This is a genomic window from Serratia marcescens (assembly GCF_001902635.1).
Taxonomy (GTDB): domain Bacteria; phylum Pseudomonadota; class Gammaproteobacteria; order Enterobacterales; family Enterobacteriaceae; genus Serratia; species Serratia marcescens_F.
Window position 1 is genome coordinate 51,869 of record NZ_MJAO01000011.1, and the last position, 24,593, is coordinate 76,461.

The following is a 24,593-nucleotide window of genomic DNA, read 5'->3' on the forward strand; positions in this document are numbered from 1 at the left end:
TATTTCTCAGCGTTACGGATTACAGGGTGGCGCACGGCAGCAGCAGCTGGTCCAGCGGCTTGGCGGCGCCTGGGATCACGATGCGGCAGCGGCGTTGGCCTTCCCAGGCGACGTCCAGCTTTTCCTCCGGCTGCACGCCGGTCAGGTAGACCGAGCCGCCGTCGTTGACCACCGCGACCTCGCGGCCTTTCTCGCTCAGCACCGCGGCGCCGAACGGCGGCTCGCTGCCGTCCGCCAGGCGAATGGTGGCCAGCAGCTTGCTGCCTTTCACCACCTCGAAGTGGCGGTAGCCGATGGCGCCTTCGGTCAGCGTGCCTTGCACCACGGCGCGAGTGGCCTCGACGTCGTCTGCCAGCTTGTTGACGTCGATGCGGGTGTCGGTGTTGTAGTAGCTGGTAATGTCGGAAATCACCGCCAGCCCGAAACGGTTGCTGTAGGCGCGGCCGTTGTTGATCGGCACGCCGGCGATGCCGTCGGTGTCGAGCATCATGCGGCTGCCGCCGTTGCTCGAGTTCTGGTGCGCCGCGATACCGTGCCGGGTGGCGGTGAGGCCGCCGCGGAACGAGCCGCCGATCGACGAGTAGCTGTCCTGCTGGTAAGAGGCGCTGGCGTTCAGCGAGCCAAACGAAGCGTTATGGGTGTAGTACCCGCGCGCCAGCGATTTGCCGGACTGATTGACGCCGCCGCTGACCTGCCAGGTATTGTCCGGATCGCTGTAGTCGTTGTACGACGCGGTCTGCGTGACGTCGCCGTTACTGGTTTGCAGCGCGAAGCCGACGCGCCGGCGATCGCCGATCGGCACGGTGAAGTTGAGCATGATGCTGTCGTCGGTGCGGCCCTGGTAATAGGTGCGGTAAGCCGACAGCGAGGCGGTGATGTTGCTGATATCGCCAACGCTGAACAGCTTGCTGGTCGACAGCCCATATCGATCCTGAGTTCTGGCGTCCCAATAGGTCTGGTGCGAGTAGGTCAGATAGGCGGTGATCGCCTTGGCGCTGTCTTCCGCCATAAAGGTTTTGCTGGCGGTGATGGTGTACAGCTCTTTCTGGCGGCCGTTGTAATTCTTGTCGTAATCGCCGTAACGCTCCTGCAGATACTGCGACATGTTCATGAACTTGCGCTGCGAGAAGCGGTAGCCGGCGAAGTTGATCTGGCTGTTCAGCTTGTCGAAGCGTTTGGCGTAGTTGAGCTTGAACGACATGCCGCTGGCGGTCGGTTCGCCGGGCAGGCGGGCGATCGACTGGGTGACGTCCAGCGACATGGCGCCGAACACGTTCAGATCGCGGCCGAGGCCGAGCGCCCAGGCGTTATAGTCGCCGCCGAGCAGCGCCCCGCCATACAGCGACCAGGCGTTGTTCAGCCCCCAGGAGAAGTCGCTGGCGGAAAACAGCGGCCCCTGGGTGCGGTGGTCGTAGGCCGAGGTTTTGCCCAGCGCCACGTTGTAGCGCACGTAGCCCGGCCGGGTCAGGTACGGAATGGTGGCGGTATCCACCTGGAAGGTCGAGACGGTGCCGTCTTGCTCTTCCACCTTGACGTCCAGCTTGCCGCGCACCGAGCGGTTGAGATCCTGAATGGCGAACGGCCCGGCGGGCACGGTGGTTTCGTACAGCGTGCGGCCTTCCTGCGAGACGGTGATCTTGGCGTTGCTCTTGGCGATGCCGCGCACTTCCGGCGCGTAGCCCTGCAGGTTGGGCGGCAGCATGCGCTCGTCGCTGGCTAGGTTGAGGCCGGTGAAGCGATAGGCGTCGAACACCCCGGAGTCGAGGTAGATCTCGCCCAGCGTCAGCTTGGCGGCCTGCATCGGCAGCGCGCGATAGGCGTAGATCTGGTTCCAGTCGAAACCGGTGCTGCGATCGCCGGCCTGCTGATTGTAATTGGCCTGGTAGTCCGCGCGCAGGCGCCAGGCGCCCATATTGGCGCCCAGCGTGCCGTAGCTGCTCAGGTTCTGGGCGGTGTTGTTGTTGTGGTTCTGCTTGCCTAACTGGCCGCTCAGGTTGTAGTCCAGCAGCAGGCCGGGGATGCCGTCATCCCACTGCTCGGGCGGCGTCCAGTCGGGATCGGAGTATTTCATCCATGCCTGCGGGATGGTGATCGCCAGCACGCCGCCGCCGATGCGATCGGAGACGGTCGCGCCTTTGATGCCGCGAATGTCAGCGCACTGGTTGTCGTGCCACAGGGTGACCTTTTTGGCCGCTTCTTCTTTCAGCGCCATTTTTTCCACCAGGTCAGGCGGCAGGCACACCTGGCTGCCGCTTTTGTTATCCGGCGACGGGAAATACTGAATGCTGCGCTGGGGCAGCGTTTTCTGGTTGATCTTGATGTCCAGCAAATAAGCGCCGGGCATGACGTAGTCGGCGTCGGAGAAACGTGAAAGATCCACTTTGCTGCGCTCGCCGATGTCCAGAACGTCGGTATTGAACTCCGTGGCGGAAAATGCCGGACGCACCCAGAGGAAAGATAGAATGACGAGGAGAGGTAGGTGTTTCCGTGTCAGTAATGACGTCATAGCATAATCACTCATGGCAAGTCCGCGCCCAATAGCAGGTCATCCGTACGACCTGAATACGTAATGCTGTGCAGCGCCCGCCGGCGCTAGAGATAAGACAGGGTGAATTTGGCCAGAGAGCTGAAGCCGCCCGCCCGCGCCTTGTCGGGATGCAGGCGCAACTGCGCGCCGAAGCGCAGCGTGTTGTCGCCGGCGACAATCTGGTAATCCGCCGTCGTGCTGCCGAGCGGGATCGGGGTACCGGCATCGGTCAACAGCTCGATAGCCACCCCCTTCGCCTCGCCGTAAACGCCCAGCAGAGAAGGATCCCGGCTGTCGGCGGTGCCGTCGAACGTGACGTTGGCCGCGCGATAGATGAAGTCAGGCTTCACCTGGCTGGCCAGCTCGCAGTTCACCAGTTTGATCGTGAAATGGCGGCGGCTGCCGATCAGCACCGACTGCCCGTCCTGCGAGGCGTCGCTCATGGAGATCAGCCCGAAATCGACGGTTTGATCCAGGCTGTCGCTGGCGATGCCGCACGGCGTTTCGACGATGGTGCCGCCCAGGCTGACTTTGCCGTGGCCCTGATTTTTCGCTGCCGCCGCCGCGTTGCCAACGCTGAGCGCGATGAGCAGCAGGCCGCAAAGGCGGATAGTCATACTGGCGTCTCCCTGTCTTTCCCTGTTCCCTTGCCGGTATCGTCGGCATGCAATAAAGCGGGGGATGTCCTGAGACATCCCCTGTGGGGTATTACAGGTAAGCCAGGGTGAAGTTCGCCACGCTGGTGAAGTCGCCCGGTACCACGGCGCTTGAGGCGCTGCTGCCCTGCAGGTAAGCGGCGAATTTCAGCGAGTTGTCGCCGTCGTTCAGGCCCTGGCCGTCGGTCGCCGTGCCCAGTTCCACTTCTTTGGAGTGCAGGTTGTCGTAGATCACGATGCCGGCGCCGGTTGCAGTGCCGCTCAGAGCCAGCAGTTTGCTGTTGATCGGATCAGGCGTGCCGGTAAAGGTCACTTTGACGTTTTTCATGGTGGAGATGGAGCAATCTTTCAGTTCGATGTTGAAAGGCTGCATGCTGGATTTACCCTGCTTGGCCAGGATGCGGCTGCTGATCTGGCCCATCGGCACGGTCTGATCAACGGATTCCGGCGCGACGCTGCATGGCGCATCGATAATTTCGCCGGTAAAGGTGACTTTACCGCTGCCCTGATTAGATGCGGCATGAGCAACAGATGCGGAAGCGAAAGCAATCACGGTTGCCAGCATTAATTTATTCAGTTTCATTTCTCAGGTTCCTGTAGAGAGTTTTTAAATAAAAAGAACAGCACATCTAAATCCCCCGCGGCGGTGGCAACGCCATGTCGCCGGCCGTGCGGTTGGAGCCAGATCCTTTTGCTCTGGGCAATACGCCAACATCCGTTATTTATGAGAAATAACGAGATTTGGAAAATCGACAATGGATTTTCTGGTAAATAAAATACGAGTTTTATGTGTGGCGTGTTGCTGGGAATATTCTTGCAAATAATAGTATTGCTTGGAAATAGATTTTATTAAATTAAGTCAAATTCAGAATATAAAACCAAAAGGAAAAAGAAATATATTTTCTTTAAAATCAATAGATCGTATACAAATATTATCCAGTATAAATCACTATATAAATAACGATATGCGAGATATTAGATCGGGGGAAATAGGGGGGCACCTACAATTCACAATATTGTTTTGCTAATATCGCCCTTGGACAGCAGATGATGAATTTCCACTTAGAAACAAAATATAAAACATAATTCGTTGTTTTTATTGTTATTTCATGATTTCCTCTTCGTGAATAGTTTAGTTTTTCATTCGTGTTTATCAGGCGTTTAGGTCTGATCTATTAACAATTAAATAACAATTTAACCGGTAGTGAATTATCCTCTCGTACAGCGTTGAAGGGATTTTTCGCTGTCTAACCCCTTTTGATTAATCAAATTAAGGCATGTGCTGATGCCGTTCGCCACATAATGATGACCTAAGTGACAATTAAAGGATTATAAACGGAATGATAACAATGATTAATGCTTGTGGCGGACGCCGCACGGTAGTTTTGGCAATATTCTTACTGCCTTTTATGGCGCTGTCAGGCTGTGTGGGTGGCGGCAAGTCAAACGTGAATTCTGTGAAAAATCTTTCACAGAATAGTCCTAGTGATAAATCCGATGAGCAACGCATCGCGCTTTGTCAGCAACGGGTTAATTCGTTAAAGAATATTAATCCGCAAAGTTACCAAAAGCGCATTGCCTATTTTAACGGCCTGCTTGCCAACGCTTCCGGATATGCCGGCGTGCGCGCTAATGTGGATGCGAGCACCCGCAAAGCGATTGATGCCCTGTATCAATATAAAACCGAGAAATTCTGCGCCGACGTTGAACATGAGCTGATGTCCGATCTGTCCAGCCGGGTCGAGAACCTGTAGCCATGAAACGATGCGCGCAAGGATGGGCGATGGGGCTGTTGCTGCTGACGGCAAGCGGGGCCGTTTGCGCCGCGGACGACGGCATTCCCGCGCTGTTGAAATTTGCCGAGCAGCGGCAGGTGCCACAGGCCGCGCCCAGGGAGGAAACCGCGCGTAAACCGGCGCCCACACCGGCCGCCATCGTGGGTGCAGACGGCGCGTGTTTAACGTCACTGAAGCCGTCTTTGCAACAACAGGCGGAGAAAATCCGCCAGTTGGAACGGCAGTTGGCGGCGGCTCAAGCCGCTGCGGCCCCGAAACGGGAGCGGGCCGCCGTCGATATTCGGCCGCTGGTCGATGCCCTGAAGGGATTGAGGCACGCCGTTGCGCCGGTACCTGAGGTGGGCGTACTGGCCGCTGCGCTGACGCGAGCCGAACGGCGCAGTACAAGTTTGACGGCGCAATTGGCGCAGCAGCAGCAGCGGGTAGACACCTTATTGGCCGAACGGCAACAGGCGACCGAGATGCCCTTGTTGACCAGCGATGTGGACAAACAGGCGTATGCCGCCGGCGTATCGCTGGGGCGCGACATTTTGCATCTGCAGCAGGAGAACCGGCGCGCGGGGCTGGAGGCGGACAGTCAGCTGTTGCTGGCGGGCATCGCCGATACCCTGGCCGGGCGGTCGCGGCTGGATGAGGCCACCATCGACAGCGCGCTGCGCACGGCGCAGCAGCGTTTGCAGCCGGTGCAGGCCCCCGTTTTGGACGGAAAAGCCTATCTGGCCGATTTCGCTCGTCAGGAAGGGGTCAAGAAAGATGCGCTCGGTTTCTACTACCGGGTGGACTATGCCGGCAGCGGCGCGATCGGCGCCGACGATCGGGTGGATATCGTGGTGCGCGAAAGCCTGACCGACGGCCGGGTGGTCAAAGACATGGAGCTGGCGGGGACGGTGATCTCGCAGCCGTTGACGCGCTATCCGCCGCTGTTTCGCGCCGCCATCGCGAAGCTGCAACGCCACGGTTCGATCACGCTGGCGGTGCCGTCGGCATTGGCCTACGGCAAGCGGGGCAGCCCGCCGGCGATCCCCCCGGACGCCACCATGATTTACACCCTGCGCATCGCTGACGTGCAGCCGTGAGCGGGGTGCTCAGCAGTAACCACTCAGGAGGAATGCTATGGCCAAGGCGCCGACAACGTTTGAAAGCAGAAAATCGCTGATGCTGAATGTGTTGCAAGGATTGTGCAGGGATCGTGTGGAAGGTTCCGGCGGGCATCATCCCCCGCCGGAGCAGTGGCCGAAGACGCGCGAGCTGGCGGATAAATGCGGTGAAAACATTTATACCACCCGCACCCTGCTGCTGGCGCTGGAAAAGGAGGGCAAGGTTCGCTGCACCCATCGCAGCATCAATAATTCTCTACGTTGGTACAGCTGCGACGAACAGGCGGCGATAAAAAAAGAGTGATTCGACCGTTGCGGTCGCTTTTGACTATTCCCACAGCCAATCATTAATTTTATTTATCATTTGGCGGGGCGTCTCGCTCCGCCAATCCGCCGCAACCCCCCACCTACACTGCACAGGCATTGCTAAGATGTTTTTTGCAGCCATATACTTATCGCTCAGATGGGAACAGGTGTAGGGAGCCGGCATCGTAATGAAGGAAAAGAAAGACATACTGAGATTGGATGATATTCATTATCAAATAGACCGCCAGGTGATCCTGGATTCCGTTTCTTTCAGGTTGGGCGAAGGGGAGTTCAAATTGATCACCGGCCCTTCCGGCTGCGGAAAGAGCACCCTGTTGAAAATCATCTCTTCATTAATGGATCCGACGAGCGGGAATATCTTTTTCGACGGCCGGGCGATGGCCGAAATGCCACCGGAAGAGTACCGCAAGCAGGTTTCTTACTGCTTCCAGACGCCGGCGCTGTTCGGCAATACGGTTTACGATAATCTGGCGCTGCCCTACCAGATCCGCCAACAGCCGCCGGCCGAGCGAAAAATGAAGGCCGACCTGGCGCGTTTCGGGTTGCCGGAAGCGATGCTGACCAAAAGCATCAATGAACTGTCCGGCGGTGAGAAGCAGCGCGTGTCCCTGATCCGCAATCTGCAGTTTATGCCTCGGGTGCTGTTGCTCGATGAGATCACCAGCGCGCTGGACGAGGAGAATAAGCGCAACGTCAACGACATCGTTCATCAACTGGTGGCGGAGCATCGGCTGGCGGTGCTGTGGGTGACGCACGATACCGAAGAGATAGCGCATGCGGACGAGGTGATCACCCTGCGCGCGCATCGCGCCGAGCAACAGGAGCAACATCATGAATCAGCATAACATCACCAATGAATCCTTAGGGTTGTCGATGGTCCTGGTGGTGGTCGCCATTCTGATCAGCCACCGGGAAAAGCTGGCGCTGGAAAAGGACATTATCTGGAGCATCTGCCGCGCGGTGGTGCAGCTGATCATCGTCGGCTATGTGCTGAAGTATATTTTCGATTTGGATAACGCCGTTCTCACCGTGTTGATGGTGTTGTTCATCTGCTTTAATGCGGCCTACAACGCCAAGAAACGCAGCAAGTACGTCGAGCACGCGTTCGTGACGTCGTTTATCGCTATCACCACCGGTGCGGTGCTGACGTTGGCGGTGCTGGTATTAACCGGATCTATCGAATTTACGCCGATGCAGGTGATCCCCATCTCCGGGATGATCGCCGGCAACGCCATGGTGGCGGTGGGATTGTGCTACACCAACCTCGGCCAGCGTTTTAAAAGCGAGCAGCAGAAGATCCAGGAGATGCTCAGCCTGGGGGCGACGCCCAAGTTCGCTTCGGCGGCGCTGATCCGCGACAGTATCCGCGCTTCGCTGATCCCGACCGTGGACTCGGCGAAAACCGTCGGGCTGGTCAGCCTGCCGGGCATGATGTCCGGGCTGATCTTTGCCGGCATCGACCCGGTGAAAGCGATCAAATACCAGATTATGGTGACCTTCATGCTGCTTTCCACTGCCAGTCTGTCGACCATCATCGCCGGCTATCTGGCCTACCGTAAGTTTTACAACGAGCGCCACCAGCTGGTGGTCGGCAACCTGAAGTAACGCCATGAAAAACGGCCTCCGCGGAGGCCGTTTTTTTTACCCTTGCAGCAGGGCGATGCTCTGGCGGATTTCCCGTTCGATATCCGCCTCGCTCCAGCTACCCAGCTGCGAAGAGAACGGCTCGAAGGCATAGACGCCGGTATAGCCCAGGCGCTCCAGATTCTGCACCTGGCGACGGCTCTCCAGCCGATCGCCCTCGCTCAGCATGATGCGCTCTTCGTCGCTCAGCGCGCTTTTCTCCCGCCCGTCTTCCACGCCGGACAGATGCACCAGTCCGATCTGCGCCACCTGGATCTGCGCGTCGAATTCGGCCTGCACCACGCCGCTCAGGTAGTGGTGGAAGGTATCGAGCACGATGCGGTACGGCGCACCCGAATCGCGGATGATCGCCTGGGCCAGCAGCGACGATCGCAGCGAACTGATGCCGAAACCCAGCGGCTCGACGTACCCCTGCACACCATAGCGTGCAAACAGCGGCGCCAGCAGCCGCAACGCGGCGAGGGTGTCGTCCCGCTTTTGCTGCTCGTTGCGCTTGTCGCCGGCGCTGCAGTGCGGGCACAGCACCAGTGCCCGGCTGTGGATGGCCTGAGCCTGCACCAGCAACGCTTCGGCACGCTGCAGCAGCGCCGCCGGGTCGTCCACCAGATTGAACATGCCGAGGGCGTTGATCGTGATGATCTCGATGCCGTATTGCGCGGCGAGCGCGTTGAGCTGCGCGTCGCTCAGATCGTCGGCCACCTTGCCGCTGGGCATGTCGTTGCGCAGCTCAACTTTGCTGAGCCCGCAGCGTTTCACCAGGCGGAAAAAACTGTCCAGATCGAGATTCGGCGCGATCTTGCGGTTAATGCAGAAGCGGTCCAGCGCAATGGTCATGAGGCATTACTCCAGCGGTCAGGGTTGAGAGATCAGGATTTACCGTTTTCCAGCGGCAGCGGCTCACCGTCGGGCAGGGGGTGGCGGTGGCGTTTGGCCAGCACCACTTGTTCCATTTTTTCCAGTGAGACACCTTTGGTTTCCGGGATATAGCGGCCGATAAACCAATAGCTGAACAGGCAGCAGGCGGCGAAGATCCACATCGGGAAGGCGCCGTGGAAATGCGAGAACAGATAAGGGTGCTCGTTGATCATCGGGAACGACTGCGACACCGCGAAGTTGGCCACCCACATGCAGCCGACGGCAATGCTCATCCCCTGCGCGCGCATGCGGTTCGGGAAGATCTCCGACACCAGCACCCAGGCGCCGACGCCCCAGGACAGCGCATAAAACACCATGAAGAACAACATGCCGAACAGCGCGAAATAGCCGGTGGCCTGCGTGTAGAGCGCGTACGAGGTGAGCAGCAGGCCGGCGATGGCACCCAGCGTGCCGTAGCGCATCAGCGGAATGCGGCCCATGCGATCCATCAGCATGGCGCCGATCACCGAGCCGACCAGTTGCAGCACGCCGATCCAGATGGTCTGGAACAGCGCTTCCTGCGCGTTTTCGGTGACGGTTTTCAGCACCACCGGCGCGTAGTACATCATCACGTTGACGCCGGTCACCTGCTGCAGCATGGCGATCATGCAGCCGACGAACAGGATGAAGCGCACCCGCACATCGCCGTAGTTCAGCTTCCGGTGCTGCTGCTGTTGATCCTGCCGCAACGACTCTTTGATTTCCTTCAGCAAATTCTGCGCGTGGGCGGCGTTGGAAACCTTGGTCAACATCGCCAGCGCCTGATCGTCGCGGCCAACCATGACGTTCCAGCGTGGGGATTCCGGGATAATCAGCACCAGGATCAGGAACAGGATGCAGGGAATGACTTCCGAGCCGATCATCCAGCGCCAGCCCATCTCCACCAGCCAGGCTTCGCTGGCGTAGCTGGCGATTTTGAAGTTGACGTAGAAAATCACGATCTGGCCGAACACGATGGCGAACTGCTGCATACTGAGCGCCCGCCCACGCATGTCTTTCGGCGAGACTTCCGACATGTACATCGGCGACACGGTGGCGGCTATGCCGACCGCCAGCCCGCCGATGATGCGATAGATGACGAACCAGGTGAAGGTCGATACCAATGCCGCACCGACGGCGGATACGGTGAACAGCAGCGCCGCCAGCATCAGCGCCTTTTTACGGCCCCAACGCGCCGCCAGCGGCCCGGCGGCGAAGGCGCCGACCACGCAACCGATCACCACGTTGGAGACCGCCCAGCCGGTTTCGGCCGGGCTGAGATCGAAATAGGTTTTCAACGCTTCGATCGCGCCGGAGATCACGGCGGTGTCGTAGCCGAACAGAATGCCGCCCAGGGCGGCGATGCCGCAAATTCGCAATATGTAGCCGGTATTGTGCTTACGCTGATATGACATGTGTTGCTCCGATTTTTATCCTGGCTTCCGTCCGCACGGTTGGGTTGTCGGGAAGAGGGCGAGCGGAAGGGTGTGAACCGTGCCTGTCATCAAGGCGATGTCGTCGATAAATGCTGGAACAAACAAGAACATTTATTTCATAATTAGTGAATAATGGAATATTGATTTTTAGATCCAGTTCAAAAAAAACCGTTGTGTCTGATCCGGATACCTTGGGCGTTCGGGGGTGTGCGATAACGGCGACAGGGCAGGCGCTGCGCGGATTTTCTGTAGCAAAGTCAGCGTGCATTGCCCACAATTTCTCTCCTGCCGCTGCGTTTTTCCTGGCACGGTAATGAAAGCGACAACCCGATCGACACCACAAAACTGCGACCTCACGCACTAAAAACAAATTTTCCAAAACAATTTATTTGAAACTTTTTTTTCAATGAAATAGAGTTTGCCGTATCCGGTCAGGATTTAGCCGGCTTGCCGACGGGGTTTGGCGAGCGGGACGATTAACGCCGCGCCGCCTGCGTGTGGCCAGGCGACAGCGGACTTGAAAAGAGGGCGTGACATGAAAACCGTGGGTAACTTTATTGACGGGCAGGTGTGCCTGAGCAGCAGCAATCAAACCGTCGACGTGTATAACCCGGCCTGCGGGCAGGTTGAGCGGCGCGTCACGCAGAGCACCGCCGCCGAAGTCAAACAGGCCATCGACGTGGCGCATCGGGCGTTTGCCGATTGGTCGCGCACCACGCCGCTGCGCCGTGCGCGCATCATGTTCAATTTCAAGGCGCTGCTGGAACAGCACCGCGACGAGCTGGCGGAACTTATCGTCAGCGAGCACGGCAAAGTGTATTCGGACGCGCTGGGCGAACTGACGCGCGGCATGGAAGTGGTCGAGTTCGCCTGCGGCATCCCGCATCTGATCAAGGGCGAGTATTCGCCGGACGTCGGCAGCGGCGTCGACAGCTTCTCGCTGATGCAGCCGCTGGGCGTGGTGGCGGGCATTACCCCGTTCAACTTCCCGGCGATGGTGCCGATGTGGATGTTCCCTATCGCGCTGGCCTGCGGCAACACCTTTATCCTCAAGCCGCCGGCGCTGGTGCCTTCCGCCTCGGTGCGCCTGGCGGAACTGCTGAAAGAAGCCGGTCTGCCGGACGGCGTGTTCAACGTGGTGCACTGCGCCAATGAAGACGCGGCACAGCTGTGTACCGATCCACGCATTCAGGCGGTGAGCTTCGTCGGCTCCTCTACCGTGGCGGAACACATCTATACCACCGCCAGTGCGCACGGCAAGCGGGTGCAGGCCTTCGGCGCGGCGAAGAATCAGGCGATCGTCATGCCGGACGCCGATCTCGACGCCACCGTCAACGCATTGATGGGCGGCGCGTTCGGCTCCGCCGGTGAGCGCTGCATGGCGTTGCCGATCGCCGTGGTGGTCGGTGACGACACCGCCGACAAACTGATCGCCAAATTGAAGCCGCTGATCGCGCAGCTGCGCGTCGGGCCGGGCTTGCAGCAGGGCGGCGAAGAGAATGAAATGGGGCCGCTGGTGTCGTCCGCCCACCAGAAGAAGGTGCTGGGCTATATCGATCTGGGCGTAGAAGAAGGCGCGACCCTGGTGGCCGACGGCCGCAATTATCAGGTGTCGGGCTATCCTGAAGGCTACTACGTCGGCGGCACGCTGTTCGACCATGTGAAACCGAGTATGCGCATCTACCGCGAAGAGATCTTCGGGCCGGTACTGGGCATCGTGCGGGTGCCGGACTATCGCACCGCCATCGACACGGTGAACGGCCACGAGTTCGGCAACGGCAGCGCCATCTTTACCGGCAGCGGCCACTATGCGCGCCAGTTCGTGCAAGAAGTGCAGGCCGGGATGGTCGGCGTCAACGTGCCGGTGCCGGTACCGATGGCGTTCCACAGTTTCGGCGGCTGGAAGCGTTCGGTGTTCGGCGCGCTGAACGTGCACGGTACCGACGGCGTGCGCTTCTACACGCGTATGAAGACCGCCACCGCGCGCTGGCCGGCCGGGCAGCAGACGGTGTCCGAATTCAGCATGCCGACGCTAGGTTAAGTGCTGTCATATTCAGGCCAGGCCGTTGCTCCTTCGGGGCAGCGGCCTTTGCACGGGTCATTAACAGGAGAATCGAGATGTCTTCACTGCTTGCCAAATGTCAGACGCCGAACGCCGAAGGGCGTATCCAGCACGTGACGCCGGAAAATGCCGGTTGGCGCTATGTCGGCTTTGACGTTTACCGCCTGGCCGCCGGGCAGTCGCTGCAGCTTGAGTGCGGCGACAAGGAGCTGTGCCTGGTGCTGGTGGCCGGTATCGCCTCCGTCGCCACGCGGCGTGCCGAGTACCCGCATATCGGCAAACGCATGAGCCCGTTCGAGCGCACGCCGCCTTACGCGGTGTATGTGCCGCATCACGATCGCATCGACGTGCGGGCAGAAACCGATCTGGAACTGGCGGTGTGCAGCGCGCCCGGCAGCGGCCACCTGCCCTCACGGCTGATTACGCCGGCGGATATCGGCGTGGAGCGGCGCGGCAAGGGGCGCAACCAGCGGTTGGTGCACAACATTCTGCCGGACAGCGAGCCGGCCGACAGCCTGCTGGTGGTGGAGGTTTACACCGACGAGGGCAACACCAGTTCCTACCCGAGCCACAAGCACGATCGGGAAGACTCGCCGGACGAAACCTATCTGGAAGAAACCTACTATCACCGCATTCAGCCGGAGCAGGGGTTCTGCATGCAGCGTGTCTATACCGACGATCGCACGCTCGACGAGTGCATGCCGGTCTACAATCGCGACGTGGTGAAAGTGCCGTGCGGTTACCACCCGGTGGCGACCCTGGCAGGCTACGATAACTATTATCTCAACGTGATGGCCGGGCCGGTGCGGCAGTGGAAATTCACCTGGGAAAAAGACCACGCCTGGATTAACGGCGACGGCTATCCCGCCGCGCAATAAGCGCTTGAGGCCCGGCTTGCCGGGCTTTTTTGTCAGCCTTACTCGTCCCGGGCGTTATTCAGCGCCAGCGAGACCGCCAGCGTCTGCGCCAGGCACATCGAGGCCACCTGCGAACGGAAGCCGTCCACCTGCGCTTCGCGCACCACGAAACAGACGTCGCTGAAGGCGGCCAGCGGGCTGACCTGGCTGTCGGTGATGGCGATCTGCTGCGCACCGCGCTTGGCGCCCAGTTCCACCAGTTCCACCGCCTCGCGGGCGTACGGCGAATAGCTGATGGCGATCACCACGTCCTTCGGTTTCACCATGCTCAGTTGTTCGGTGAACATGCCGCCCAGCCCGTCGATCAGAAACGCGCGGCGCTCCAGATGACGCAGCGCATAGGTAAGGTAGGAGGCGACGCTGAACGAACGGCGCAGGCCGATCACGTAGATGTTTTCGGCGTTGTTGAGCAGATCGACGGCGCGATCCAGCTGCTCGGGAGAGATCTGCATCGCCAGCTGCTGCAGTGCCTGCGCGTTGACCATGGTAAATACGTTGAGAATCTCCGCCGGCTTCTCCGGCGCGACGTTGTCGTCGGTGGAGGTTTGGCGGAACAGGCGCGCGCGCTCGGTATAGTTCACCGTTTCTTCCATCAGATGCTGACGGAACACCTGCTTCATTTCGTTGAAGCCGCTAAAGCCGAAGGCGTTGGCGAAACGGATCAGGGTGGAGGGCGGCACGCTGGCCTGTGCGGCGATGGAGGCAACGGTATCGAAAGCGATGCTGTTACTGTTATCCAAAATATAGCGCGCCACCTGCTTCAAACGCTTGCTCAGCGTTTCATAACGGTGGCGAATCTCGTCCTGTAACAGCGAAAGTTGAGTTGGGTTGTTCATCCATTCGGCTCGCAGTGGGGTGAAGGCGCATTGGCCTGATGCCTGAAATATTGACAAGGTATTTTAACAGACGGAGCGGAAATTTCATTTCCTCAAAAAGCGATTTATTCGATCGCACGTTGCGCGACTTCACAGAAAGTGGGCAAAAAAATCCCCTTAAAGCGGCGAAATGGCCTTAAGGGGACGTGAACTCGCAGTCGTCGTCAGTGAGCGCCGTTAGCCTGCGGGCGGTGTTGGCGCCAGAAACCGATCAGCGTCAGGTATTTTTGTTTCACCTGCTCGATCAGGGCCGCGTCGTCCAGCTCCCCTTGCAGCCAGCGGCGCGAAGGTTGGCCGAAGATGGTGCGGCCGACGGCGAAGCCTTTCACCCAGCGCGCATCCGCGGCGGCGGCAAAGCCAGCCTGCAGCACCGCCTCCGGGGAATCCAACCCCAGGATCAGCACGCCGCGGCAGAAGGGATCGTGGGTGTCGATCAACGCGCCGACTCGCTGCCAGTTTTCCGCGCTCAACGGCGGCAGTTTCCACCAGTCCGGCTGAATGCCCAATTGGTAGAAGTGTTCAATCATCTCCAGGTAATAGCGTTCGTCCTTGTCGGGGTTGCTGTCCGGCAGGATCACCTCCAGCAACAGCTCGTGGCCGGATTTGCAGCAGCCGCGGTAGACGTCGGCGATCAGCTCATCCTGCTCGCGGCGCAGTTCCGCCGCGTCGTGCGGGTGATAAAACACCAGGCACTTCACCACGTGCTCTTGCGGCCAGTCGATCAATTGCGAACCGATATTGCCGTGCTCCAGCCGCAGCGGGCGCGAGCTGGGCAGCTCCACCGGCCGGCCGATCCACCATCCCTGGCCGGTGATTTCGTTCAGCGCCGCTTGCCCGTAGGTGGTGTCGGCCAGAATGCCGCTGTTGCCGTTGAGGCCGGCCTGCACGGCGGCCTGTTGCGCCGCGGTCAGCAGCAGGGTTTTCAGGCGCGGGATGCGTTCCTCGCCGACGCCGGCTTCGCGTGCCATATCCGCCAGCTGCTTACGATGATCGAAGGCGAACACGCACAGTTCCGGCCACTGTTGCTTGCGGGTGGTCACCCGGTGCAGGTGGTTCAGGCGTGCGTCGCGATCCGGGCGCGTGACCTGTTGTTCACGTTGCAGATAGTCGTCCAGCTCCCGTTTGGTCGGCATCGCCGGCGCGCAGCCGTGGCGCGAGACCACCAACGCGCCGCAGGCGTTGGCGTAGCGGCAGGCTTGATCCCAGCCCTCATCGTTCAGGTAGCCGCGCAGCAGACCGGACATAAAGGCGTCGCCGGCCCCCAGCACGTTCAGCACCTCGACTCGCACGCCGGCGTGCAGCTTCACCTGCGCCCAGTCGTCGGCGATCTCGCCTTCGAACACCGAGCACCCCTGCGCGCCGCGCTTGCACACCAGCGTGGCCGCCGTGGCCCGGCGTACGTTTTTCAGCGCCGTCAGCGTGTCGGTGCTGCCGCCGGCGATATGAAACTCCTCTTCGGTGCCGACGATCAGATCGAAATGATGCAGCACTTCCTGCAGCTTGCGAGTCACCTGCTCGGATTCCACAAAGCGGGTTTCGCCGTCGCCCAGCGACGTCAGCCCCCACAGCACCGGGCGGTAATCGATGTCCAACGCGGTGCGCAGGCCGTGGCGGCGCGCGTATTCCAACGCCTTGAGCACGGCGGCGCGGGTGTTCGGGTGCGACAGGTGCGTGCCGGTGATGGCCAGTGCGCGCGAGGAGGCGATGTAGGCCTCGTCTATGTCGTCCGGCGTCAGCGCCATGTCCGCACAGTTTTCGCGATAGAAGATCAGCGGGAAGGTTTCCTGATCCTTGATGCCGAGGATCACCAGGCCGGTTAAGCGTTGCTTGTCGGTGATAAGACAGCGGGTATCGGCCCCGACGCGCTGCAGCTCTTCACGCAGAAAGCGGCCCATGTGTTCGTCGCCGACGCGTGCCAGCATGCCGGATTTTAACCCCTGAATGGCGGTGCCGTAGGCCACGTTGCCGGAGGAGCCGCCGAGGTATTTGGCGAATGTGCCGGCGTCTTCCAGACGCGCGCCGATCTGCTGAGCATAGAAATCGACGGCAATGCGCCCGAGACAAATGACATCAAGCTGTTTTTCTTGTGTAGCCATACCCGTTTCCTTCTGTTAAGCAAAACTCCGGCGGCGGCCCGAGCGTGGCGCCCTGCAGGATGCATGTGGACAGTATGGGGAATGAAAATTTCAATTTCAATATGGAATGAAATTTACACCCCAAAAATGTGATGCGTTTAAAACATCAGCAAAGGAGAGGGAAAAGTCAGTGAATTGGCCACGGAAGGGCGGCCAGGCGCGTGCAGAAAAGGGGCGTTGGGCAGGAGAAAGAGCGGTCGCCCCGCGTGTCGGAGGCGTTCACCGGCGGGTGCGTGGCGCTGAGTCAGTGAAGGCTAATCCACGAGATGAAACGGGCTTTTCATGTAATATGCGATCTTTATCGCAAAATGAAATGTTTCTTCTGTAATGTGATTTTATGAAAAATATATTTGTTTATAATCGCTTCACGTTTCAGGTTGTCGACTTCGTGAGCAGCGGGCATCGCCTGCTCAAGATAATAGCTGCCGCCGCGTAACACAAACACGGGATTGTCGGCTCGGCGCGACCTTTCCGGGGCGGCCCTCAATCTAAAGGGTGAGTAAATGGGCAAGATCAGGCTAACCATGGCGCAGGCGCTCGTCAGATTTCTCGATAACCAGTATCTGCTGGCCGACGGGGTGGAAACCAAATTCGTCGCGGGCATTTTCGCGATTTTCGGCCACGGCAACGTGCTGGGGCTGGGGCAAGCGCTGGAACAGGATAGCGGCGAGCTGCGGGTGCATCAGGGCCGCAACGAGCAGGGGATGGCCCACGCGGCGATCGGCTTCGCCAAACAGAAGCTGCGCCGGCAGATCTACGCCTGCACCTCATCGGTCGGCCCCGGCGCCGCCAATATGATCACCGCCGCGGCCACCGCCACCGCCAACCGCATCCCTTTATTGCTGCTGCCGGGCGACGTTTACGCCTCCCGCCAGCCGGATCCGGTGCTGCAGCAAATCGAGCAGTCTTACGATCTCAGCATCAGCACCAACGATGCGTTCCGCGCGGTGAGCAAATACTGGGACCGCATCGTGCGGCCGGAACAGTTGATGAGCGCCTGCGTCAATGCGATGCGCGTGCTGACCGATCCGGCGGAAACCGGCGCGGTGACGCTGTGCCTGCCGCAGGACGTGCAGGGTGAAGCCTACGACTATCCCGACTACTTCTTCCAAAAACGCGTGCACCGGCTCGATCGCCGCCCGGCGACCGACGGCATGTTGGCGGACGCGCTGGCGCTGCTGACCGCCAAGCGCAAACCGCTGCTGGTGTGCGGCGGCGGCGTGAAGTACTCGCAGGCTGGGCGGGCGCTGCGCGAATTCGCCGAGCGCTTCGGCATTCCGTTTGCCGAAACCCAGGCCGGCAAAGGCACGGTGCCGAGCGACCATGAATTTAACCTCGGTGGTATCGGCGAAACCGGCTGCCTGGCGGCCAACACGTTGGCCCGGCAGGCCGATCTGGTGATCGGCGTCGGCACCCGTTACACCGATTTCACCACCTCATCCAAATGGCTGTTCCAACACCCGGACGTCAGCTTCCTCAATATCAATGTCAGCGCCTTTGACGCCGGCAAGCTCGACGGCGTGCAGGTGCTGGCGGACGCCCGCGAAGCCCTGAGCGAACTGGGCGCAGGGCTGGCGCAGGCCGATTACCGCGCCGGCTGGGGCGACGCCATCGCCGCGGCGCGCAGCGCGCAGCGTGACGAGACCGCGCGGGTTTACGCGGTGGAATACGGCGGCGAAGGCTTTGTGCCGGAGATAGACGATCACCTCGACCGCGAGCGGGTGTTCGCCGAATTTATCGCCCAGACCGATTCCGCGATGACCCAGAGCCGGGTGCTGGGGGTGCTGAACCGCGAGCTGCCGCCGGACAGCGTGATCGTCGCTGCCGCCGGCAGCCTGCCGGGTGACTTGCAGCGGGTGTGGCACAACCACGGTGAGCACGGTTACCACGTGGAGTACGGCTACTCCTGCATGGGGTACGAGGTCAACGCCGCGCTGGGGGTCAAGCTGGCCGAGCCGCAGCGCGAGGTGTACGCGATGGTGGGCGACGGCGCCTTCATGATGCTGCATTCCGAACTGGTCACCTCGATCCAGGAAGGCTGCAAGATCAACGTGGTGCTGTTCGACAACATGACCAACGGTTGCATCAACAACCTGCAGATGGAACACGGCATGGACAGCTACACCACCGAATTCCGCTTCCGCAATCCACAGGGTGGCAAGCTCGACGGCAAGCTGGTACCGGTCGATTTCGCCATGCTGGCGGCGGCTTACGGCTGTAAAACCTATCGTGTTACTACCGAGCAGCAGCTGCTCGACGCGCTGGCCGACGCCCGCAGGCAAACCGTGTCCACGCTGCTGGACATCAAGGTGCTGCCGAAGACCATGGTGCACAAATATCTCAGCTGGTGGCGCGTGGGCGGCGCTCAGGTGGCCGACAGCGAGAAAATCGTCGCAGTGGCGCGCAAGCTGCAGGAAAACATCGATAAAGCGCGCGATTACTGATTCGTTTTCGAACACAGACACACTTTCCAGAGGGTAGCGAAAATGACATTGAACATTGGGGTTATCGGTACCGGCGCCATCGGCCGCGATCATATCCGTCGCTGCAGCAAGGTGTTGCAGGGCGCCCGCGTGGTGGCGGTGAACGACATCAACCGCGACAGCGCCGCCAAGGTGGTGAGCGATCTGCAGCTGGATGCGCGGGTGTATGACAGCGGCCACGATCTGATCAAGGCCGCCGACGTGCAGGCGGTGCTGGTCACCTCCTGGGGGCCGAGCCACGAAGAGTTCGTGTTGGCGGCCATCGCCGCCGGCAAACCGGTGTTCTGCGAGAAACCGCTGGCGGTGACTGCACAGGGCTGCAAAAACATCGTTGACGCCGAAGCGAAGCACGGCAAGCGGCTGGTGCAGGTCGGCTTTATGCGCCCCTACGACCAGGGCTATCGCGCGCTGAAACAGGTGCTGACCAGCGGCCAGATCGGTGAACCGCTGATGCTGCATTGCGCACACCGCAACCCGACGGTCGGCGAGGCCTACACCACCGATATGGCGATCACCGACACCCTGATCCACGAAATCGACGTGCTGCGCTGGTTGCTCGACGATGACTATGTGTCGGTGCAGGTGGTGTTCCCGCGTAAGAGTCCGAAGGCGTTCCCACACCTGAAAGATCCGCAGATTGTGCTGTTTGAAACCGCCAAAGGCACGCGCATCGACGTCGAAATTTTCGTCAACTGCCAGTACGGCTACGACATTCAGTGTGAAGTGGTGGGGGAAACCGGCATCGCCAAACTGCCGGAGCCGTCCTCGGTGCAGATGCGCAGCGGCGCCCGCCTGTCGACCGAAATCCTGACCGACTGGAAGGATCGCTTTATCGACGCCTATGACGTCGAGCTGCAGGGCTTCATCAACGACGTGGCGGCAGGCAAGCTGACCGGGCCTTCCGCCTGGGACGGCTACGCCGCTGCGGTGACCGCCGACGCCTGCGTGGCGGCCCAGCTCAGCGGCGAAATCGTGCCGGTGACCCTACCGGCGCGCCCGGCGTTTTACGGCAAATAACCGCTCGCAGCACGTAACCACGATTGCAGAGGAGTGACCATGAAGATCGCTTTTGATGTCGACGTTATACGGGATTTGGGCGTCACCAAAATGGTGCAGCAGGTGGCGGACTGGGGCTACAAATACATCGAGCAGTCGCCGCACCCGCAGATCAACCCGTTTTACAAGCATCCGAAGGCCAGCCGCGAAATCATGGCGGAGTATAAAAACGCCCTGAAAGCGACCGGCGTGGAGATCTCCTCGTTCATCGTGGTGTATCGCTGGTCCGGGCCGGGGGAAGATCGCCGCCAGGCGGCGGTCAAAAACTGGCGGCGGATGATCGAAATCGCGGTGGAGATGGGCGTGCAGGTGATCAACACCGAACTGGCGGGCAACCCTAACGAACCGGAGATCTGCGAGGAGCTGTGGTATCGCTCGATGGAGGAGCTGCTGCCGATCGTCGAACGCGAAGGCATCCGTCTGGAAATCCAGTCGCATCCGTGGGATTTCTGCGAGCTGAGCAACGAAACCGCCGATCTGGTGAAATCGCTGCGCAGCGACCACGTCAAATACCTCTACAGCGTGCCGCACACCTTCTACTACGACAAGGGGCAGGGCGATGTGGCCGGCATGCTGCAGTACGCCGGGGACGATCTTTCCCACGTGCTGGTCGCCGACACCATGAATCACACCAAGCATTGCCGCTATATCGTCAACCCGCCGGGCGTTGACGCGGCGGTGCACCAGCACGTCGGCATCGGCGAAGGCGAGGTGAATTTCGACGCCCTGTTCCAGACGCTGCGCGACATGGCGTTCGCCAACCGCAGCTTCAAGATCGGCGGCGAATCGATCATCTGCACCTCGCTGTTCGGCTACCCGGAAAAGATGCCGAGCCAGGCGGTGGCGACCAGAGAACGCATCGAGAGAGAGCTGTTGGGCAAATAATCTTATTCGGCTCGCCGGCGGCGTTTGCACCGGCGGCCCTCCAAGGACCGAGGCAAACCATGAATAAAGACAACGTGAAATTGGCCATCGCGCCGATCGGCTGGACCAACGACGACATGCCCGAGCTGGGCAAGGAAAACACCTTCCAGCAGTGCGTCAGCGAAATGGCGCTGGCCGGCTTCACCGGCAGCGAAGTGGGTAGCAAATACCCGCGCGATCCGGCGGTGCTGAAACCGATGCTGGATATTCGCGGCATCCAGATCTGCAACGCCTGGTTCAGCACCTTTTTCGCCGACGGTCAGAAAGACAAAACCATCGATGAATTTATCAACCACATGAATTTCCTGCATGCCATGGGCGCCAGGGTGATCGGCTGCTCCGAACAGAGCAAGAGCATTCAAGGCACCACGAAAGGGGTGTTCGAAGAGAAGCCGTACTTCAGCGATGAAGAGTGGCAGCGAGTGGCCGACGGTTACAACGCGTTGGCGAAGATTGCCGCCGGCAAGGGCATGCAGGTGTGTCTGCACCACCACATGGGCACCGGTATTCAGACCACGGCCGAAATCGATCGCTACATGAGCATGGTCAACGACGACGTCTATCTGCTGTTCGATACCGGCCACGCCTACTATTCGGAAGGCAGCCAGCAGGCAATGATGGCGATCCTGGAGAAGTATCTGCCGCGCATCAACCACGTCCACCTGAAGGATGTGCGCGATGAGGTGGTGGCGGAAGTGAAGGCCAATAAGCTGAGCTTCCTCGACGGCGTGAAGAAGGGCACCTTCACCGTGCCGGGTGATGGCGTGATCGACTTCAAACCGGTATTCAAGCTGTTGGACGAGCGCGGTTACAAAGGATGGATGGTGGTGGAGGCCGAGCAGGATCCGGCGCTGGCCAACCCGTTCGAGTATGCGGTGAAAGCGCGCCGTTATATTCGGGAAACCGCCGGCATTTAAGCGATAGGGGTTAATAAAGATTAAGGGGCGCTAGCGCCCCTTTTTTGATGGCGGCGCTTTAGCCGCCGAGCGTTTGCCAGGTTACGACTTGGCTGCCGGGCCACGGCGTGGCGGCATGCACGCCGCGGGCGATCGCCCTGGCCAGGGTGTCCGCCGCCAGCGCGCCGATTTGCAGCACCGCCAGTTCGCGGCTGCCCTGCACCTCGCGCTGCCCGGTGGACAGGGCGAATACCACGTCGCCGTCAAACGGGCTGTGCAGTGGGCGAATAGCGCGCGCCATGCCGTCTTGCACCATGATGGCCACCCGTTTCAACTCCACCCGCGTCAGCGCCAGATCGGTGGCGATGCAGGCCAGGGTGGTGTTCTTTCTGCCGCCCTGCGGCTCTTGTTCCATCCAGTCTTCGCCCTGGGCGCGCAGTTGCGCTAGCGCTGCCGCGCCGCCGTTGCCGAATTCACCGTCAATTTCATAGGGCGTCGCCCAGAAGGCGCGGGTGCCGGGTGCCACCACCGAGCCCAGACTGTTGACCGCTACCAGCGCACCGACGGTAGCGCCATTGGCGGCGACGATCGACGCCGAGCCGAGGCCGCCTTTCAGCTTGCCCATGCCGGTCATGGCGCCGTAGCCGGCGCCGACGGTGCCCAGCGGGAAGTCCAATCCGGCGTTGCCGACTGCGTCGATGCCCAGCTGGCGATACGGCGGCGTGAGTTGCCAGTTTTTGTCGCCGCCGTTGGCCAGATCGTACAGGCAGGCGGTGGGCACGATAGGAGAGACCGGTACGCCGGGCGCCGGGCGCAGCGCGTAGCCTCTGCCCTGTTGTCCCAGCCAGGCTGCGACACCATCCGCCGCCGCCAGGCCGTAAACCGAACCGCCGCTGAACGTCAGTGCATCGACGGTCTGTACCAAATTGTCTTCACCCAGCGCATCGGTTTCCCGGGTGGCGGGGCCACCGCCGCGCGCGTCTACGGCGGCGATCGCCGGGTTGTCCGGCAGGATCACCGTTGCGCCGGTGCGCACCCGGCTGTCCTGCGCCACGCCGACCTTCAGGCCCGGTACGTCGGTAATCAGGTTGCGGGCGCCTGGGCGCCCGGCGGCGGAAGTTGGCATAGTGGCACCTAATGGGGTGAGTGGAGAGAATATGCCGACGGCGGCGGTCAGGCCGGCCAGCGCTTGTAAAAAGGTTCGGCGGTTGATGCACAGGGGCCGGCGCAGCGGCCCCTGTGGGTGGGTACTATCACGCATCGCCGTGCGGCTGCCCGGAGCGCAAACGCGCCATATGGTAGGCGTCGACCAGCACGCCATCGCGCATGGCGTAGGCGCGGCTGGTACCTTCTATCTCGAAACCGAATTTGCGGTATAGCGCGATGGCCGCCGGGTTGTCGGTGAACACCGTCAGTTCGATGCGCTCAATGGCTGCCCAGTTGTCGCACAGGTCGATCATCGCCTGCATCAGGCGGCTGCCGACGCCTTTGCCGTGGTAGCGCGGATCGACGCCGATGCCGAAGGTGGCCACGTGGCGGCGGCGTACGCGCTGATTCAGCATCACGACCAACTGGCCGGCAAGCTGCCCGTCGATGATGGCCGCCAGGTTGTGCGTGCCCGGTTCAGGATTGGCGAGGCGTTTCTGCCAGAACTCGACGGACGGTAGCGGGAGCTGCAACGTGTCGCGGTAGACGGGCGCCTGAGAATAAAGATGATGCAGGGCCTGCGCATCCGTTGTTTCCACGTGGCGTATCACAATCTCGCTCATATTGCTGCTCCTGTTGCTTACCGGTTGAATAACCTCTGAATTTATCCGTTTACTGTATCGAGTCAATATTATTTCAACGGGTCAAAAAAAACGCTTTACAGACGCGAATGATAATGATTATTATTGCGATGCGTTCCGGGGAGGGTATCAACCCTTGATACTCTCGCTGCGAAGGCACGACATTGCTCACATTGCTTCCAGTGTTTACTTAGCCAGCTCGGGTGCTGGCTTTTTTTTGCCTTTTTTCAGCCGCTTCCGCCTTCAACAAATCCGTTGCCCATCCGCCGTTTCATTTCATCGAAATTTTTGAACAGAGGCATGAGTTTTTTACGCTTTCTTATTCTGCCGGCAGGACTAGACTGTTAAAAAACATTGAGGAGAGTTGAATATGATTTATGTACGTAAAGCGGAAGACCGCGGCCACGCCAATCATGGCTGGCTGGATAGCTGGCACACCTTCTCATTTGCCGACTACTACGATCCGAACTTTATGGGGTTCTCGGCGCTGCGGGTGATCAACGAAGACGTGATCGACGCAGGGCAGGGTTTTGGCACTCACCCGCATAAAGACATGGAAATTCTGACCTACGTGCTGAGCGGCACGGTGGAACACCAGGACAGCATGGGCAACAAGGAGCAGATCCAGGCCGGCGAATTCCAGATCATGAGTGCGGGCACCGGGGTACGTCACTCCGAGTACAACGCCAATCAGGATCGTCCGTTGCACCTGTACCAGATTTGGATCATTCCGGATCAGGTCGGGCTGGAACCGCGCTATGAACAGCGTATGTTTGACGCGCCGCAGGGCCGCCAGCTGGTGCTGTCGCCGGATGCGCGTGACGGATCGCTGAAGGTGTTCCAGGACATGACGCTGTCGCGCTGGGCGCTGAATAAAGGTGAGCAGGGAGAATACCCGATCGCCGCCGGCCGTCGCATTTGGATCCAGGTGGTGCGCGGCAAGGTATCGGTCAACGGCCAGGCCGCCGGCATCAGCGACGCGTTCGCTGTATGGGATGAATCGGCGCTGACGATTCAGGCCGACGAAGAGAGCGAAATCCTGCTGTTCGATCTGCCGCCGGTGTGATTAAGCGGTAAATAT

The 24,593-nt window shown here is 60.2% G+C and carries 21 protein-coding genes; 12 read left to right on the top strand and 9 right to left on the bottom strand.

Annotated elements, in window-relative coordinates; translation table 11 throughout:
• Positions 1-19: 19 nt before the first annotated feature.
• The 3 genes from BHU62_RS12665 to BHU62_RS12675 form a co-directional block, all read right to left on the bottom strand.
• Positions 20-2,521 (bottom strand): fimbria/pilus outer membrane usher protein, encoded by a 2,502-nt coding sequence (locus tag BHU62_RS12665; protein ID WP_171971320.1) that lies wholly within the window; start codon positions 2,519-2,521, stop codon positions 20-22.
• Between the two features lie 71 nt (positions 2,522-2,592).
• Positions 2,593-3,144 (bottom strand): fimbrial protein, encoded by a 552-nt coding sequence (locus tag BHU62_RS12670; RefSeq protein ID WP_038871475.1) that lies wholly within the window; start codon positions 3,142-3,144, stop codon positions 2,593-2,595.
• A gap of 91 nt (positions 3,145-3,235) precedes the next feature.
• Positions 3,236-3,766, bottom strand: a complete 531-nt coding sequence (locus BHU62_RS12675) for a fimbrial protein (protein ID WP_073532333.1) — start codon at positions 3,764-3,766, stop codon at positions 3,236-3,238.
• 757 nt (positions 3,767-4,523) lie between these two features.
• Here BHU62_RS12675 and BHU62_RS12680 point away from each other — a divergent pair.
• From BHU62_RS12680 to fetB, 5 genes are all read left to right on the top strand, one after another.
• Positions 4,524-4,937, top strand: coding sequence for a hypothetical protein (locus BHU62_RS12680; protein ID WP_073532334.1), 414 nt, complete (start codon positions 4,524-4,526; stop codon positions 4,935-4,937).
• A gap of 29 nt (positions 4,938-4,966) precedes the next feature.
• On the top strand, positions 4,967-6,055 hold the full coding sequence (locus tag BHU62_RS12685; RefSeq protein WP_236720674.1) for an FKBP-type peptidyl-prolyl cis-trans isomerase N-terminal domain-containing protein: 1,089 nt from the start codon (positions 4,967-4,969) through the stop codon (positions 6,053-6,055).
• A 37-nt stretch (positions 6,056-6,092) separates the two neighbouring features.
• Positions 6,093-6,380 (top strand): FaeA/PapI family transcriptional regulator, encoded by a 288-nt coding sequence (locus BHU62_RS12690; protein ID WP_073532336.1) that lies wholly within the window; start codon positions 6,093-6,095, stop codon positions 6,378-6,380.
• A gap of 190 nt (positions 6,381-6,570) precedes the next feature.
• The gene (fetA, locus tag BHU62_RS12695; protein ID WP_073532337.1) at positions 6,571-7,248 is read left to right on the top strand and encodes an iron efflux ABC transporter ATP-binding subunit FetA; all 678 of its coding nucleotides are present in this window, start codon (positions 6,571-6,573) and stop codon (positions 7,246-7,248) included.
• Positions 7,235-8,008 (top strand): iron efflux ABC transporter permease subunit FetB, encoded by a 774-nt coding sequence (gene fetB / locus BHU62_RS12700; protein WP_073532338.1) that lies wholly within the window; start codon positions 7,235-7,237, stop codon positions 8,006-8,008. Before fetA ends, fetB begins: the two co-directional genes overlap by 14 nt.
• 36 nt (positions 8,009-8,044) lie before the next feature.
• On the opposite strand, the gene BHU62_RS12705 is transcribed toward fetB, so the two are convergent.
• Both BHU62_RS12705 and BHU62_RS12710 read right to left on the bottom strand, forming a co-directional pair.
• Positions 8,045-8,881 (bottom strand): TIM barrel protein, encoded by an 837-nt coding sequence (locus tag BHU62_RS12705; protein WP_073532339.1) that lies wholly within the window; start codon positions 8,879-8,881, stop codon positions 8,045-8,047.
• 32 nt (positions 8,882-8,913) lie between these two features.
• Positions 8,914-10,356, bottom strand: a complete 1,443-nt coding sequence (locus BHU62_RS12710; RefSeq protein WP_073532340.1) for a sugar porter family MFS transporter — start codon at positions 10,354-10,356, stop codon at positions 8,914-8,916.
• A 556-nt stretch (positions 10,357-10,912) separates the two neighbouring features.
• On the opposite strand from BHU62_RS12710, the gene BHU62_RS12715 reads away from it, so the two are divergent.
• Positions 10,913-12,418, top strand: a complete 1,506-nt coding sequence (locus BHU62_RS12715; RefSeq protein ID WP_073532341.1) for a CoA-acylating methylmalonate-semialdehyde dehydrogenase — start codon at positions 10,913-10,915, stop codon at positions 12,416-12,418.
• A gap of 77 nt (positions 12,419-12,495) precedes the next feature.
• Positions 12,496-13,317 (top strand): 5-deoxy-glucuronate isomerase, encoded by an 822-nt coding sequence (gene iolB / locus BHU62_RS12720; protein ID WP_073532342.1) that lies wholly within the window; start codon positions 12,496-12,498, stop codon positions 13,315-13,317.
• 38 nt (positions 13,318-13,355) lie between these two features.
• Here iolB and BHU62_RS12725 read toward each other — a convergent pair whose 3' ends face one another.
• Positions 13,356-14,192 (bottom strand): MurR/RpiR family transcriptional regulator, encoded by an 837-nt coding sequence (locus BHU62_RS12725; protein WP_073532343.1) that lies wholly within the window; start codon positions 14,190-14,192, stop codon positions 13,356-13,358.
• 203 nt (positions 14,193-14,395) lie between these two features.
• Positions 14,396-16,327, bottom strand: coding sequence for a bifunctional 5-dehydro-2-deoxygluconokinase/5-dehydro-2-deoxyphosphogluconate aldolase (locus BHU62_RS12730; protein WP_073532344.1), 1,932 nt, complete (start codon positions 16,325-16,327; stop codon positions 14,396-14,398).
• Between the two features lie 542 nt (positions 16,328-16,869).
• Between BHU62_RS12730 and iolD the strand changes: the two genes are divergently transcribed.
• Genes iolD through iolE form a run of 4 tightly spaced genes read left to right on the top strand, consistent with a single transcriptional unit; the run spans position 16,870 to position 21,746 of the window.
• Positions 16,870-18,810, top strand: a complete 1,941-nt coding sequence (gene iolD, locus BHU62_RS12735) for a 3D-(3,5/4)-trihydroxycyclohexane-1,2-dione acylhydrolase (decyclizing) (RefSeq protein ID WP_073532345.1) — start codon at positions 16,870-16,872, stop codon at positions 18,808-18,810.
• Positions 18,811-18,852: 42 nt separating this feature from the next.
• Positions 18,853-19,866 (top strand): Gfo/Idh/MocA family protein, encoded by a 1,014-nt coding sequence (locus BHU62_RS12740; protein WP_073532346.1) that lies wholly within the window; start codon positions 18,853-18,855, stop codon positions 19,864-19,866.
• Positions 19,867-19,905: 39 nt separating this feature from the next.
• A complete protein-coding gene (locus BHU62_RS12745; RefSeq protein ID WP_073532347.1) occupies positions 19,906-20,790 on the top strand; it encodes a sugar phosphate isomerase/epimerase family protein in 885 nt (294 codons plus the stop codon).
• A 59-nt stretch (positions 20,791-20,849) separates the two neighbouring features.
• A complete protein-coding gene (gene iolE, locus BHU62_RS12750) occupies positions 20,850-21,746 on the top strand; it encodes a myo-inosose-2 dehydratase (RefSeq protein ID WP_073532348.1) in 897 nt (298 codons plus the stop codon).
• Between the two features lie 58 nt (positions 21,747-21,804).
• Here iolE and BHU62_RS12755 read toward each other — a convergent pair whose 3' ends face one another.
• Positions 21,805-22,986, bottom strand: a complete 1,182-nt coding sequence (locus tag BHU62_RS12755) for a P1 family peptidase (RefSeq protein ID WP_073532349.1) — start codon at positions 22,984-22,986, stop codon at positions 21,805-21,807.
• Positions 22,979-23,494, bottom strand: coding sequence for a GNAT family N-acetyltransferase (locus BHU62_RS12760; RefSeq protein ID WP_073532350.1), 516 nt, complete (start codon positions 23,492-23,494; stop codon positions 22,979-22,981). The genes BHU62_RS12755 and BHU62_RS12760 overlap by 8 nt, the downstream gene beginning before the upstream one ends.
• A gap of 388 nt (positions 23,495-23,882) precedes the next feature.
• Here BHU62_RS12760 and BHU62_RS12765 point away from each other — a divergent pair, with 388 nt between their 5' ends.
• Entirely contained in the window at positions 23,883-24,578 is a 696-nt protein-coding gene (locus tag BHU62_RS12765) for a pirin family protein (RefSeq protein WP_038873615.1), read from the top strand.
• Positions 24,579-24,593 lie beyond the last annotated feature (15 nt).

Coding starts and splice junctions, on each gene's coding strand:
- BHU62_RS12665 (WP_171971320.1), bottom strand. CDS start 2,521: ATGAGTGATTATGCTATGACGTCATTACTGACACGGAAACACCTACCT.
- BHU62_RS12670 (WP_038871475.1), bottom strand. CDS start 3,144: ATGACTATCCGCCTTTGCGGCCTGCTGCTCATCGCGCTCAGCGTTGGC.
- BHU62_RS12675 (WP_073532333.1), bottom strand. CDS start 3,766: ATGAAACTGAATAAATTAATGCTGGCAACCGTGATTGCTTTCGCTTCC.
- BHU62_RS12680 (WP_073532334.1), top strand. CDS start 4,524: ATGATAACAATGATTAATGCTTGTGGCGGACGCCGCACGGTAGTTTTG.
- BHU62_RS12685 (WP_236720674.1), top strand. CDS start 4,967: ATGGGGCTGTTGCTGCTGACGGCAAGCGGGGCCGTTTGCGCCGCGGAC.
- BHU62_RS12690 (WP_073532336.1), top strand. CDS start 6,093: ATGGCCAAGGCGCCGACAACGTTTGAAAGCAGAAAATCGCTGATGCTG.
- fetA (WP_073532337.1), top strand. CDS start 6,571: ATGAAGGAAAAGAAAGACATACTGAGATTGGATGATATTCATTATCAA.
- fetB (WP_073532338.1), top strand. CDS start 7,235: ATGAATCAGCATAACATCACCAATGAATCCTTAGGGTTGTCGATGGTC.
- BHU62_RS12705 (WP_073532339.1), bottom strand. CDS start 8,881: ATGACCATTGCGCTGGACCGCTTCTGCATTAACCGCAAGATCGCGCCG.
- BHU62_RS12710 (WP_073532340.1), bottom strand. CDS start 10,356: ATGTCATATCAGCGTAAGCACAATACCGGCTACATATTGCGAATTTGC.
- BHU62_RS12715 (WP_073532341.1), top strand. CDS start 10,913: ATGAAAACCGTGGGTAACTTTATTGACGGGCAGGTGTGCCTGAGCAGC.
- iolB (WP_073532342.1), top strand. CDS start 12,496: ATGTCTTCACTGCTTGCCAAATGTCAGACGCCGAACGCCGAAGGGCGT.
- BHU62_RS12725 (WP_073532343.1), bottom strand. CDS start 14,192: ATGAACAACCCAACTCAACTTTCGCTGTTACAGGACGAGATTCGCCAC.
- BHU62_RS12730 (WP_073532344.1), bottom strand. CDS start 16,327: ATGGCTACACAAGAAAAACAGCTTGATGTCATTTGTCTCGGGCGCATT.
- iolD (WP_073532345.1), top strand. CDS start 16,870: ATGGGCAAGATCAGGCTAACCATGGCGCAGGCGCTCGTCAGATTTCTC.
- BHU62_RS12740 (WP_073532346.1), top strand. CDS start 18,853: ATGACATTGAACATTGGGGTTATCGGTACCGGCGCCATCGGCCGCGAT.
- BHU62_RS12745 (WP_073532347.1), top strand. CDS start 19,906: ATGAAGATCGCTTTTGATGTCGACGTTATACGGGATTTGGGCGTCACC.
- iolE (WP_073532348.1), top strand. CDS start 20,850: ATGAATAAAGACAACGTGAAATTGGCCATCGCGCCGATCGGCTGGACC.
- BHU62_RS12755 (WP_073532349.1), bottom strand. CDS start 22,986: ATGCGTGATAGTACCCACCCACAGGGGCCGCTGCGCCGGCCCCTGTGC.
- BHU62_RS12760 (WP_073532350.1), bottom strand. CDS start 23,494: ATGAGCGAGATTGTGATACGCCACGTGGAAACAACGGATGCGCAGGCC.
- BHU62_RS12765 (WP_038873615.1), top strand. CDS start 23,883: ATGATTTATGTACGTAAAGCGGAAGACCGCGGCCACGCCAATCATGGC.